A 12,232-nucleotide genomic window follows, 5' to 3' on the forward strand; every position below is an offset into this window, starting at 1 on the left:
TGCCGGACGTCAAACCGGCACAATCGCGGGATGGGCGAAAGCGTCATCCCTCTGGCCGATCTGCGTGTGGCTGCGGTACCGCTGGCGGTGCCTGCCGACCCGGCAGCGCCGAGCGGGCATCTCGTCGACCGCCTCGACCGCCCGCTGCGTGATCTGCGCATCTCGGTCACCGACCGCTGCAACTTCCGCTGCGGCTACTGCATGCCGCGCGAAGTCTTCGACACGCGCTACCGCTTCCTGCCGCACGAGGCGCTGCTGAGCTTCGAGGAGATCACGCGCGTCGCGCGGCTGTTCCTGGCCCATGGCGTGCGCAAGATCCGCCTGACCGGTGGCGAGCCGCTGCTGCGCAAGCAGCTGCCGACGCTGGTGGCGCAGCTCGCCGAGCTGCGCACCGTCGACGGCCGGCCGCCCGAGCTGACGCTGACGACCAACGGCACGCTGCTGACCCGCCTGGCACGGCCGCTGCGCGACGCCGGTCTGACGCGCGTGACGGTCAGCCTGGACGCGCTCGACGACGCCGTCTTCCGGCGCATGAACGACGTCGACTTCCCGGTCGCCGACGTGCTGCGCGGCGTCGACGCGGCGCTCGAAGCAGGCCTGGCGCCGGTCAAGCTGAACATGGTCGTGCGCCGCGGCATGAACGACGGCGAGATCCTGCCGCTGGCGCGCCACGTGCGCGACACCTGGGGGCCGGCGGTGCGGCTGCGTTTCATCGAGTACATGGACGTCGGTTCGAGCAACGGCTGGCGCCTGGACGAGGTGCTGCCGTCGGAGCAGTTGCGCCAGCGCCTGGACGCCGCCTTCGGCCTGGAACCGCTGCTGCCGGCTTCGGCCGACGAGACCGCCGAACGCTGGCGCTACCGCGACGGGCGCGGCGAGATCGGCCTGATCTCCAGCGTCACCAAGGCCTTCTGCGGCGACTGCAGCCGCGCCCGGCTGTCGACCGAAGGCAAGCTCTTCACCTGCCTGTTCGCCACGCGCGGCCACGACCTGCGCTCTCTGCTGCGCAGCGGCGCCAGCGACGCGCAGATCGCCGGCGCGATCGGCCTCGTCTGGGCGGCACGCGGCGACCGCTACTCCGAGCTGCGCGGTGAACAGACCGCCGCGCCCGGCGAGCGCCGCATCGAGATGCACTACATCGGCGGCTGATGGCGCCCGGGGCGATCTCGCGCGACGAGCTGACCGGCCTCGTGCTCGCCGGCGGCCTTGGCCGGCGCATGGGCGGCGCCGACAAGGGCCTCGTCGCCTGGCAAGGCCGGCCGCTGGCCCTGCACGCGCTCGAACGGCTGGCGCCGCAGGTCGGCGCGCTGGCCGTCAGCGCCAACCGCCATCTCGATACCTACGCCGGCTTCGGCGTGCCGGTGCTGGCCGACACGCTGCCCGGTTCGCTGGGGCCGCTGGCCGGGCTGCTGGCCGGCCTGCGCCATGCACGCACGCGCTGGCTGGCCGCCGTGCCCTGCGACGCGCCCTTCTTCCCCGTCGACCTCGTCGCGCGCCTGGCCGGCGGCCGCGGCGACGCGAAGATCGTCTACGCTCGCGCGGCGCGCACGCATCCGGTGTTCTGCCTCGTCGACACGGCGCTGGCCGATGCGCTGGAAGCCTCGCTCGCCGGCGGCGAACGCCGCGTCGAGCACTGGCTGCGCACGATGGGCGGTGTCGCCGTCGACTTCGACGACGAGACCGCGTTCGCCAACTTCAACACCCCGGAGACGCTGAACGATGGCTGAGGCCACGACGCCGATCGCCGCCATCGCCCAGGACCTGGCCTGCCACGGCGACGCCGACCTGCCGCTGGCCGCGGTGCAAGCCGCCCTCGCCCGCCTGGCGCTACCGGTCGCCGGCACCGAGACGCTGCCGCTGAAGGACGCGCTGGGCCGCGTGCTCGCCGCCGACCTGGTCTCGCCGCTGGACGTGCCGGCGCAGGACAACTCGGCGATGGACGGTTATTCGTTCGCCGGCGCCGCGCTGGCCGCCGACGGCGCGACGGTGCTGCCGGTCGCGGGCAAGGCGCTCGCCGGCCACGGCTTCGACGGCCCGGCGCCGGCCGACGCCTGCATCCGCATCATGACCGGCGCACCGCTGCCGGCCGGCCACGACAGCGTCGTGCCGCAGGAACTGGTGACCGTGGCCGAGGGCCGCGTGACGATCCCCGCCGGCGCGGTGCGTGCCGGCCAGCACTGCCGCCGCCGCGGCGAGGACCTGCGCCAGGGCGGCGTCGCCGTGCCGGCCGGGCGCCGGCTGCGCGCCTCGGACCTGGGCCTCGCCGCCTCGCTGGGCCAGCCCGTGCTCACCGTGCGCCGGCGGCCTCGCATCGCCTTCTTCAGCACCGGCGACGAACTGACGGCACCCGGCGAGCCGCTGCCGCCCGGCGGCATCTACGACAGCAACCACACGACGCTGGGCGCGCTGCTCGCCGGCCTGGGCGTCGACGCCGTCGACCTGGGCCGCGTGCGCGACGACCCGCAGGCCCTGGCCGCGGCGCTGCAGGCCGGCTCCGATTGCGACGCGCTGGTCAGCACCGGCGGCGTCAGCGTCGGCGACGCCGACCACACGCGGCGTGTGCTCGCCGCCGCCGGCGAGGTGCTGTTCTGGCGCATGGCGCTGCGCCCGGGGCGGCCGATGGCGATCGGCCGGCTGCACGGCGGCGCGCTGTACTTCGGCCTGCCGGGCAACCCGGTGGCGGCGGTGGTGTGTTTCCAGGTGCTGGTGCGCGACGCGCTGCTGCGCCTGGCCGGCGCGACGCCGCGGCCGCTGCCGACCGTCGTCGCACGCGCCGCGGTGGCGCTGAAGAAACGCCCGGGCCGCAGCGAGTTCCAGCGCGGCGTGCTCTCGCGCGCCGCCGACGGCGACTGGGAGGTCGCGCCGACCGGCGACCAGGGCTCGGGCATGCTCAGCAGCATGAGCCGCGCCGACGGCCTGATCGTGCTCGCGCACGAGCGTGGGCCGGTGGCCGCAGGCGAGCGGGTCGAGGTCCTGCCCTTCGACTCGCTCGGCTGACGGCGCTCAGGCCGCCGGCGCCGCCTCGGCTTCGGTGATCTCGCCCGGCACGCGTTCGCGCGCCAGCAGCGTGTAGACCGTCGGCACGACGAAGATCGTCAGCAGCGTACCCAGCGACATGCCACCGACGATGACCCAGCCGATCTGGTGCCGGCTCTCGGCGCCGGCACCGCTGGCCAGCGCCAGCGGCAGCGCGCCCAGCACCATCGCGCCGGTGGTCATCAGGATCGGCCGCAGGCGCAGGCTGGCCGCCTCGACGACCGCCTCGCGCATCGCCTTGCCCTGGCGGCGCAGCTGGTTGGAGAACTCGACGATCAGGATGCCGTGTTTGGTGATCAGCCCGACCAGCGTCACCAGCCCGATCTGCGAATAGACGTTCAGCGTGCCGCCCGAGAGCTTGAGCGCCAGCAGCGCGCCGACCATCGACAGCGGCACCGACAGCAGGATCACGAAGGGGTCGACGAAGCTCTCGAACTGCGCCGACAGCACGAGGAAGATGAACAGCAGCGCGAGCACGAAGACCAGCGCCAGCGCGCCCGAGGACGCGCGGAACTCGCGGCTGACGCCGTTGAGCTCGGTCGCGTAGCCGGCCGGCAGCGTGCGCGCCGCGGCCTCGTCCATGAAGGCCAGCGCCTCGCCGAGCGAATAACCCGGCGCCAGCGAGGCGGTGATGCTGACCGAACGCCGCTGGTTGAAGTGGTTCAGCTCGCGCGGGCTGACCGACTCGCGCAAGCTCACCAGCGAGGACAGCGGCACCATCGCGCCGCCGGCGCTGCGCACGAAGAGCTTCTCGATGTCCTGCGGCGTCGCCCGGCCGGTATCGCCGGTCTGCAGGATGACGTCGTACTGCTCGGCGTCGCGCTTGTAGCGCGTGACGTTGCGGCTGCCCAGCATCGTCTCGACGGTGCGCGCGACGGCGCCGACCGAGACGCCCATGTCGGCGGCGCGCTGGCGGTCGACGTCGAGGTAGATCTCGGGCTTGTTCAGCTCCAGGTCGCTGTCGACCTGCACCAACTGCGGGTTCTTCGCCATCTCGGCCATCAGCGCGCGTGTCGCGCGGGCCATGTTGTCGTAGGAGTCGCTGCTGACGACGACGAAGTTCAGCGGCCGCTCGCGGAAGCCCTGGCCCAGGCTGGGCGGCGTGATCGGGAAGACGTTGACGCCGGGCAGCTGGCGCACCTGGGGCAGCAGCGCCTGCGCCAGCTGCTGCGTCGTGCGCTCGCGTTCGGCCCAGTCGACGGTGCGCATCACCGCCGAGGCGGTGGAGACCTGGCCGCCGCCGACGAACATGAAGCGCCGGTCGAACTCGGGGAAGGTCGCGGCGATCGCGTCGAGCTCGTCGAGGTAGCGCGCGGTGTACTCCAGCGTCGAGCCGTCGGGCGCACGCACCGGCATGATGATGACGCCGCGGTCCTCGATCGGCGCCAGTTCGCTCTTGGCCGTCATGAACAGCCAGACGCTGGCCGTGCCGCAGGCCAGCATCACCGCGACGACCGCCCAGCGCAGGTTCAGCGCCGCGGCCAGCGCCCGGCCGTAGGCCGCCGACAGGCGCTCCAGGCCACGCTCCATCCAGCGGTCGAAGCGCGTCGGTTTCGTCTCGTGGCGCAGCAGCTTGCTGCACAGCATCGGAGTCAGCGTCAGCGCGACGAAGCCTGAGACCAGCACCGCGCCGGCCAGCGTCAGCGCGAACTCGCCGAACAGCCGCCCGGTGCGCCCCGGCGTGAAGGCCAGCGGCGCGAACACCGCGGCCAGCGTCAGCGTCATCGCGACCACGGCAAAGCTGATCTCGCGCACGCCCTTCAAGGCCGCCTGGAAGGGTTTCAACCCGTCCTCGATGTGGCGGAAGATGTTCTCGAGCACGACGATCGCGTCGTCGACGACGAGGCCGATCGCCAGCACCAGCGCCAGCAGCGTCAGCGTGTTGATCGAGAAGCCCGCCGCGGCGATCAGCGCGAAGCTGCCGATCAGGCTGACGGGAATCGTCACCAGCGGAATGAAGGACGCACGCAGCGTGCGCAGGAAGACGAAGACCACCAGCGCCACCAGCACCACCGCCTCGGCGATCGTGTGGTAGACGGCCTTGATCGAGCGGTCGATGAAGACCGAGTTGTCGTTGGCCAGCGTCGCGGTGACACCCGGCGGCAGCTCGCGCTGCAGCTCGGGCAGCAGCGCACGCACGCCGGCGGCGACGTCCAGCGGGTTGGCGGTGGCGTTGCGGATCACGCCGGTGCTGATCGACGGCACGCCGTTCAGGCGCACGCGCGAACGTTCGCTGGCAGCGCCTTCCTCGATGCGCGCGACGTCGCGCAGCCGCACCGTGTAGCCGGCGACGGTCTTCAGCGCCACCTGCTCGAACTGGGCGACGGTGTTCAGGTCGGTGCGCGCGGTGACGTTGAACTCGCGCTGGCGGCTCTCGATGCGGCCGGCCGGCACCTCCAGGTTCTGCGCCCGCAGCGCGTCCTCGACGTCCTGCACCGTCAGGCGGTAGGCGGCGAGGCGGTCGGGGTCCAGCCAGACGCGCATCGAGTACGAACGGTCGCCGCCGATCTGCACGTCGGCGACGCCGGGCACGGTCTGCAGCCGCGGCTTGATGACGCGGGTGATGACCTCGGTGAGCTGCAGCGGGTCGACGGCCTCGCCCGAGTAGGCGATCCAGATCGTCGGCGTGGCGTCGGCCTCGACCTTGGCGATCACCGGCTCGTCGACCGCGTCGGGCAGCCGGCCGCGCACGCGCGAGACGCGGTCGCGCACCTCGGCGGCGGCGGTGTCCGGGTCCTTCTCGAGCTTGAAGCGCACCGTGATCTGGCTGCGTTCGGTGCGCGAGATCGAGGTCATGATGTCGACGCCGTCGATGCCGGCGATCGAGTCCTCGAGCGGCTTGGTCACCTGGGTCTCGATGACCTCGGAGGCGGCGCCGACCAGCGTCGTCGACACCGTGACCACCGGCTCGTCGATCTTCGGGTACTCGCGCACCGTCAGCGCGCGGAACGACACCAGGCCGACCAGGATCAGCAGCAGCGACATCACCGTCGCCAGCACCGGGCGACGGATCGAGGTTTCCGACAGGCGCACGCGCGGCTCCCGTCAGGCCGCGGCCGATGCGGCGGCTGCCGGTACCGCGCCCGAGCGCAGTTGCACGACGCGCACCACCGGCTTGTCGCCGCGCAGCCTGGCGTGGCCGGCGGTCACCACCGCGTCGCCCTCGGCGACACCGCCGAGCAGCTCGACGACGCCCGGCCGGCGCAGGCCGATGCGCGCCTCGACGCGCTCCGCACGCGGCGTCGCGCCCTCGGCGCCGACGACCTTCCAGACGTACTGGCGGCCGCCGTCGGGCACCAGCGCCTCCTCGGGCACGACGAGCGCGTCCTCGCGCACCGCGAAGACGACCCGCGGCCGCGCGAACATGCCGGGCTTCAAGCGCGCCGCGGCGTTGGCCACGCGGGCACGCACCAGCACCGCACGGCCTTCGGCCTCGACCTGGGTGTCCAGCGCCTCGATGCGGCCTTCGAAAGACTGGCCGGGCAGCGCGTCCAGGTCCAGCGCCACCGCCTGGCCGGGCGCCAGCCGCGGCAGGTAGCGTTCGGGCAGCGTGAAGTCGACCGACAGCGCCGACAGGTCGTCCAGCGTGACGATGTCGGCGCCGGCCTGCACGAAGCCGCCGAGGTCGACGCGGCGGATGCCGGCGGTGCCGTCGAAGGGCGCGACCAGGCGCATGCGCTGCACCTCGGCGCGCGCCAGCGCGACCTGGGCCTCGGCGACGTCCAGCGTCGCGGCGTTCTGGTCGACCGCGCTCTGGCTGATGAAGCTCTGCGCCAGCAGCTCGCGGCTGCGGGCGAGGTTGGTGCGCGCGATCTGCGCCTGGGCCTGGGCTTCGCGCAGCCGCGCCTGCTGCAGCGTGTCGTCCAGCTGCACCAGCAACTGGCCCTGGCGCACGCGCTCGCCGTTGCGGAAACCGAAGCCGGCGATGCGGCCGGCGACCTCGGGGCGCAGCACGACGGTCTGCACGGCGCGCAGCGAGCCCACGGCCTGGGCCTCGTCGGCCAGGCGCGCACGGCGCACGCGGCCGATCTCGACGGCGACCGCGTCGGACGATGCGGCGGCCGGGCCGGGCGCCGCCGCCGCCGCCGTCGGCGCACGCTGCTGCCACCACCAGGCCAGGCCTCCGGCCAACGCGATGCCCAGCACCGCCACGATCGTGTGAACCCGCTTCAAGACCCCTGCACTCCGTCGAAAGGCGAACCGTCGAATGTAGCTTTACGTTGCGACAGGTGGGCAAGCGTTGCGCTCACGCCCGCCGGCAACGGGACATTCAGCGCCGTGCGGACTCGCAGCCGCGGTTGGCCAGCGCGTCGGCGCGTTCGTTGCCGGGGTCGCCGGCATGGCCCTTCACCCAGTGCCAGGAGGTGTCGTGGGACGAGGCGAGCGCTTCCAGCTGCTGCCAGAGCTCGGCGTTCTTCACCGGCTTCTTGTCGGCGGTGCGCCAGCCGCGCTGCTTCCAGCCGTGGATCCAGCTCGTGATGCCGTTGCGCACGTATTCGCTGTCGGTGTAGATCGCGACCTTGCAGCGGCGCTTGAGCGAGCCCAGCGCCTGGATCACCGCCATCAGCTCCATGCGGTTGTTGGTCGTCAGCGGCTCGCCGCCCCAGAGTTCCTTCTCGTGCTCGCCGCTGCGCAGCCAGGCGCCCCAGCCGCCCGGTCCCGGATTGCCCTTGCAGGCACCATCGGTGTAGATCACCACCTCGTTCATTCAGATATCCGCTTCCACCGGCTCGCGGTTCGCGACCGCAGCCGTCGCCGCCTTGACCCGGCGGCGTTCGTTCTTCAACAGGCCGACCAGGCGCATGCCACGCACGCGCTTGACGGCCACCAGGAAATACGCCGCGCCCAGCACCGGCCACCAGCGGTCGCCCACCGGGTCCATCCAGGCGAAGCGCTCCAGCCAGCGTTCCGACGCCAGCGGCGGACGGTAACAGCCGAAGCGCCCGCTCTCGATGTGAAAGCCGAGCAGGCGCAGCCAGTCGCGCAGCCGCCAGTAGCCGATGAACTCGCCGGCGCGCGGCAGGTAGCTCGGCTTGCCGCGGCCCAGGCCGATGCCGCGGCGCGCGTTGCCGGCGCGCTGGCGCAACGCCCACAGGCTCGCCGGGTTCAGCCCCGAGATCACGACGCGGCCTTCGGGTACCAGGATGCGCTCGACCTCACGCAGCAGCTGGTGCGGGTCGCTCGCCAACTCCAGCGCGTGCGGCAGCACGACCAGGTCGACGCTGTGCTGCGGAAACGGCAGCGCGTCGAACTCGCAGTACAGCGCCACCGGCGCCGGCTGGGTCGTGATCAGAGCGTCGCGCGGCGGCGGCAGGACGATGGGCTCGGGCGTGACCAGCGAGTCGCAGGCCACCCAGCGGTGCGGCATGCGGTTGGCCCGCAGGCCCTGGATCTCGGGCAGACCGAGTTGCAGCGCGTGAAAGCCGAAAGCGTCGGTCACCGCGCGATCGAGGCGATCCTGCTCCCACTCCAGCAGGTAGCGGCCGGCCGGGGATTGCAGCCAAACCCCCAACTCTATAATCGACTGGTCGCGCGTCATATGAATCTCGTCGCCATCCCCGCCTTTGCCGACAATGTCATCTGGATGCTGCACGACGGCCGCGACGCCGCGGTGGTCGATCCGGGGGACGCGGCGCCGGTGGCGTCCGAACTGGACGCCCGGGGCTTGCGCCTCGCCGCGATTCTAGTGACGCACCACCACCCGGATCACGTCGGCGGCATAGCCGCGCTGCGGCCCCGGCTGCAAGGCCCCGTGTGGGGACCGGCACGCGAGGCCATCCCGGCACCGTTCGTGCCGGTGAACGACGGCGACAGCGTCGAGGTGCTGGGCCACCGCTTCGAGGTTCTCGACGTGCCGGGCCACACCGCCGGCCACGTCGCCTACGCCGAACGCGGCGCCAGCCACGAGCCGCTGCTCTTCTGCGGCGACACGCTGTTCTCGGCCGGCTGCGGCCGGCTCTTCGAAGGCACGCCGGCGCAGATGGCGGCCTCGCTGGCCCGGCTGGCGGCGCTGCCCGACGACACGCGCATCTGCTGCGCGCACGAGTACACCCTCTCCAACCTGGCCTTCGCGGCCGCAGTCGAACCTGGCAACCCGCGGATCACGGCCTACACTGCGCTGTGTCAGGGTCTGCGCACGGCAGGCCGGCTCACACTCCCGGCGGTGCTCGGTACCGAGCGGGAGATCAATCCGTTCCTGCGTTGCCGCGTGGCCGCCGTCGTGGCCGCCGCACGTGCGCAGGGCGCCGCCTCCGAGCACGAAGTCGACGTGTTCGCCGCACTGCGAGACTGGAAGAACCGATACCGATGACTCCCCCGACGACTTCATTGCGGCGCTGCAGCGCCATCGCTGCCGCCGCATTGGCCGCCGTGCTCGCCGGCTGTGCCGGCACCCCCGTCGCCCAGAACGGCGAGGCCGGCCCGACCGTCGGCACGCCAGTGGCGACCGCTTCTTCCACGCTCGCCGCCACGCGCCGCGCCGCCGAAGGGCCGGTGCCCGGAGCGGTGATCCTGTCGCGCGACGGCAGCGCCCAGCCCGAGCTGGTGCCGGCGCCGCCGCTCGAGTCCGACCCGGCCACCGCGTCCGACGTGACCCACGCCGACGCCGCGGCTGCCGCCCAGGCCGACCTCTGGGCCCGCGTGCGCGGCGGCTTCTCGATGGCCGAGCTCGACGACGACTACGTGCACAAGTGGGAGCAGTGGTACGCCACGCGGCCCGACTACGTCGCCCGCATGACCGAACGCGGCGGCCGCTACCTGTTCCACGTGATGGAGGAAGTCGAGCGCCGCGGCCTGCCGACCGAACTCGCGCTGCTGCCCTTCGTCGAGAGCGCGTTCAACCCGCAGGCGCTGTCGACGGCGCGCGCCGCCGGCATGTGGCAGTTCATGCCGACCACCGGGCGCGACTTCGAGCTCAAGCAGAACCTCTTCCGCGACGACCGCCGCGACGTGCTGGCCTCGACGCGCGCCGCGCTCGACTACCTGCAGCGCCTGTACAGCCAGTTCGGCGACTGGCACCTGGCGCTGGCGGCCTACAACTGGGGCCAGGGCAACGTGCAGCGCGCCATCGCGCGCAACATGAAGGCCGGGCTGCCGACCGACTACGCCTCGCTGCGCATGCCGGTGGAGACGCGCAACTACGTGCCCAAGCTCCAGGCGGTCAAGAACCTGATCACGCATCCGGAAGCGTTCTCGATCTCGCTGCCGGCGCTGCAGAACCACCCGTTCTTCCTCAGCGTGCCGATCGACCGCGACCGCGACATCGACGTCGCGCTCGCCGCGCGCCTGGCGGGACTGAGCCTGGAGGAGTTCCAGGCGCTGAACCCGCAGATGAACAAGCCGGTGATCCTGGCTGCGGCGACGCCGCGTGTGCTGCTGCCCTACGACAACGCCAACGAGTTCGTGCAGCGCCTGAAGGAGCACCGCGGCCCGCTGGCCTCGTGGACGGCCTGGGTCGCGCCGCGCACGCTCAAGCCCGCCGAGGCCGCCAAGCAGGTCGGCATGCCCGAGGCGCAGCTGCGCGAAGTCAACCGCATCCCGCCGCGCATGCTGGTCAAGGTCGGCTCGACGCTGCTGGTGCTGCGCGCCGCGCACGCCACGCGCGACGTCGACGAACACGTCGCCGAGAACGCGATGATGGTGCTGGCCCCCGAAGCCAAGCCGATGCGCAAGCTGACGCTGAAGGCCGGCCGCGGCGACACCGTCGCCTCGGTGGCCAAGCGCTACAAGGTCAGCGCGGCCCAGGTCGCGCAGTGGAACGACGTCGGCCCGCGCGCGAGCTTCAAGCCGGGGCAGAAGGTCGTCGTGATGGTCGCTGCGGCGTCGCCGTCGTCGCGCAGCGCCAAGCCGGCGCCGTCCAAGCGGCCCGCGGCCAAGGCTGCGGCACCGGCCAAGGGCAAGACGGTGAGCGCCAAGGGCAAGGCCAGCGCGCCGAAGGCCCAGGCCACGGCCAAGAGCTCGAAGAAGACGGTCCGCTGAGCTCCCGCCCGCCCGGCCTCCCCAGGTCGGGCGAGCCCTCGCGCCGCAGGGATCGCCACGCCGCGTGCCGTCCGCCGCGACAATGCGGCCAATGCCCATGAACATCATCATCCTCGACGACTATCAGGACGCGGTCCGCAAGCTCAGGTGCGCGACGCGGCTCGAGCCGCTCAACGCGAAGGTGTTCACCAACACGGTCAAGGGCACCGGCCAGCTCTCGGTGCGGCTGCGCGACGCCGACGTGCTGGTGCTGATCCGCGAGCGCACGCACTTCCCGCGCGCGCTGCTGGAGAAGCTGCCGCGGCTGAAGCTGATCTCGCAGACCGGGCGCGTGGGCCCGCACATCGACGTCGAGGCCTGCACGCGGCTGGGCATCGCGGTGGCCGAAGGCGTGGGCTCGCCGGTGGCGCCGGCCGAGCTGACCTGGGCGCTGATCATGGCCTCGATGCGCCGCCTGCCGCAGTACATCGGCAACCTCAAGCACGGCGCCTGGCAGCAGGCGGGGCTGAAGTCGGCCTCGATGCCGCCCAACTTCGGCCTGGGCATGGTGCTGCACGGCAAGACGCTGGGCGTCTGGGGCTACGGTCGCATCGGCCGCATGGTCGCCGGCTACGGCCGCGCCTTCGGCATGAAGGTGCTGGTCTGGGGCAGCGAGGAGTCGCGCGAGCACGCCGTCGCCGACGGCTACGTCGCCGCCGAGAGCCGCGAGGCCTTCTTCGAGGAATGCGACGTGCTCAGCATGCACCTGCGGCTGGGCGAGACGACCCGCGGCATGGTCAAGCTCGACGACCTGGCGCGCATGAAGCCGACGGCGCTGTTCGTCAACACCTCGCGCGCCGAGATCGTCGAGGAGAACGCGCTGGTCTCCGCGCTCAACAAGGGCCGCCCCGGCATGGCCGCGGTGGACGTCTTCGAGAGCGAACCCATCCTCCAGGGCCACCCCCTGCTGCGCCTGGAAAACGCCGTCTGCACGCCGCACATCGGCTACGTCGAACAGGACAGCTACGAGATCTACTTCGGCGCCGCGTTCGACAACGTCATCAACTTCGTCAACAACACCCCGACGAATATCGTCAACCCGGACGCCTTGAAGGTGCTGCGCTAACGCGAACAGCGAGCAGGCTCGGAATTCGTCCCCTCGGGGACAGACCGCCGAAGGCGGTCAGGGGCAGCCAACAGCGAGCCCGCCTTCCCCTCGGGGACAGACCGCCGAAGGCGG

10 protein-coding genes are annotated in these 12,232 nt (G+C 72.3%); 6 read left to right on the forward strand and 4 right to left on the reverse strand.

The window, feature by feature from the left end:
- Positions 1-30: 30 nt before the first annotated feature.
- The 3 genes from moaA to moeA are packed head-to-tail and all read left to right on the forward strand — an operon-like array spanning position 31 to position 2,997.
- Entirely contained in the window at positions 31-1,149 is a 1,119-nt protein-coding gene (gene moaA, locus RGE_RS15910) for a GTP 3',8-cyclase MoaA (RefSeq protein WP_014429468.1), read from the forward strand.
- Complete coding sequence (mobA, locus tag RGE_RS15915; protein ID WP_014429469.1) at positions 1,149-1,727, forward strand: molybdenum cofactor guanylyltransferase MobA; 579 nt, start codon at positions 1,149-1,151, stop codon at positions 1,725-1,727. Before moaA ends, mobA begins: the two co-directional genes overlap by 1 nt.
- Complete coding sequence (moeA, locus tag RGE_RS15920) at positions 1,720-2,997, forward strand: molybdopterin molybdotransferase MoeA (protein WP_014429470.1); 1,278 nt, start codon at positions 1,720-1,722, stop codon at positions 2,995-2,997. Before mobA ends, moeA begins: the two co-directional genes overlap by 8 nt.
- 6 nt (positions 2,998-3,003) lie before the next feature.
- Here moeA and RGE_RS15925 read toward each other — a convergent pair whose 3' ends face one another.
- From RGE_RS15925 to RGE_RS15940, 4 genes are all read right to left on the reverse strand, one after another.
- On the reverse strand, positions 3,004-6,069 hold the full coding sequence (locus tag RGE_RS15925; RefSeq protein ID WP_014429471.1) for an efflux RND transporter permease subunit: 3,066 nt from the start codon (positions 6,067-6,069) through the stop codon (positions 3,004-3,006).
- Positions 6,070-6,081: 12 nt separating this feature from the next.
- Positions 6,082-7,209 carry an efflux RND transporter periplasmic adaptor subunit gene (locus RGE_RS15930; RefSeq protein ID WP_232504941.1) on the reverse strand — a complete coding sequence of 376 codons (1,128 nt, stop codon included), beginning with the start codon at positions 7,207-7,209 and terminating at the stop codon, positions 6,082-6,084.
- A 97-nt stretch (positions 7,210-7,306) separates the two neighbouring features.
- Positions 7,307-7,744: a ribonuclease HI gene (gene rnhA / locus RGE_RS15935; RefSeq protein WP_014429473.1), complete on the reverse strand. Its 438-nt coding sequence runs from the start codon at positions 7,742-7,744 to the stop codon at positions 7,307-7,309.
- The gene (locus RGE_RS15940) at positions 7,745-8,575 is read right to left on the reverse strand and encodes a class I SAM-dependent methyltransferase (protein WP_014429474.1); all 831 of its coding nucleotides are present in this window, start codon (positions 8,573-8,575) and stop codon (positions 7,745-7,747) included.
- On the opposite strand from RGE_RS15940, the gene gloB reads away from it, so the two are divergent.
- The 3 genes from gloB to RGE_RS15955 all read left to right on the forward strand — a co-directional run bounded on the left by gloB (position 8,576) and on the right by RGE_RS15955 (position 12,118).
- Positions 8,576-9,346, forward strand: a complete 771-nt coding sequence (gene gloB, locus RGE_RS15945; RefSeq protein WP_014429475.1) for a hydroxyacylglutathione hydrolase — start codon at positions 8,576-8,578, stop codon at positions 9,344-9,346.
- A complete protein-coding gene (locus RGE_RS15950) occupies positions 9,343-11,013 on the forward strand; it encodes a transglycosylase SLT domain-containing protein (protein ID WP_052311014.1) in 1,671 nt (556 codons plus the stop codon). The genes gloB and RGE_RS15950 overlap by 4 nt, the downstream gene beginning before the upstream one ends.
- 97 nt (positions 11,014-11,110) lie before the next feature.
- Positions 11,111-12,118: a D-2-hydroxyacid dehydrogenase family protein gene (locus RGE_RS15955; RefSeq protein ID WP_014429477.1), complete on the forward strand. Its 1,008-nt coding sequence runs from the start codon at positions 11,111-11,113 to the stop codon at positions 12,116-12,118.
- Positions 12,119-12,232: the final 114 nt, after the last annotated feature.

Origin of the sequence: Rubrivivax gelatinosus IL144 (assembly GCF_000284255.1) — a bacterium.
GTDB classification, from domain to species: Bacteria; Pseudomonadota; Gammaproteobacteria; order Burkholderiales; family Burkholderiaceae_C; genus Rubrivivax; species Rubrivivax gelatinosus_A.

What these genes read in the sequence shown, in the direction of transcription:
- moaA (WP_014429468.1), top strand. Translation starts at nt 31, where the DNA reads ATGGGCGAAAGCGTCATCCCTCTGGCCGATCTGCGTGTGGCTGCGGTA.
- mobA (WP_014429469.1), top strand. Translation starts at nt 1,149, where the DNA reads ATGGCGCCCGGGGCGATCTCGCGCGACGAGCTGACCGGCCTCGTGCTC.
- moeA (WP_014429470.1), top strand. Translation starts at nt 1,720, where the DNA reads ATGGCTGAGGCCACGACGCCGATCGCCGCCATCGCCCAGGACCTGGCC.
- rnhA (WP_014429473.1), bottom strand. Translation starts at nt 7,744, where the DNA reads ATGAACGAGGTGGTGATCTACACCGATGGTGCCTGCAAGGGCAATCCG.
- RGE_RS15940 (WP_014429474.1), bottom strand. Translation starts at nt 8,575, where the DNA reads ATGACGCGCGACCAGTCGATTATAGAGTTGGGGGTTTGGCTGCAATCC.
- gloB (WP_014429475.1), top strand. Translation starts at nt 8,576, where the DNA reads ATGAATCTCGTCGCCATCCCCGCCTTTGCCGACAATGTCATCTGGATG.
- RGE_RS15950 (WP_052311014.1), top strand. Translation starts at nt 9,343, where the DNA reads ATGACTCCCCCGACGACTTCATTGCGGCGCTGCAGCGCCATCGCTGCC.
- RGE_RS15955 (WP_014429477.1), top strand. Translation starts at nt 11,111, where the DNA reads ATGAACATCATCATCCTCGACGACTATCAGGACGCGGTCCGCAAGCTC.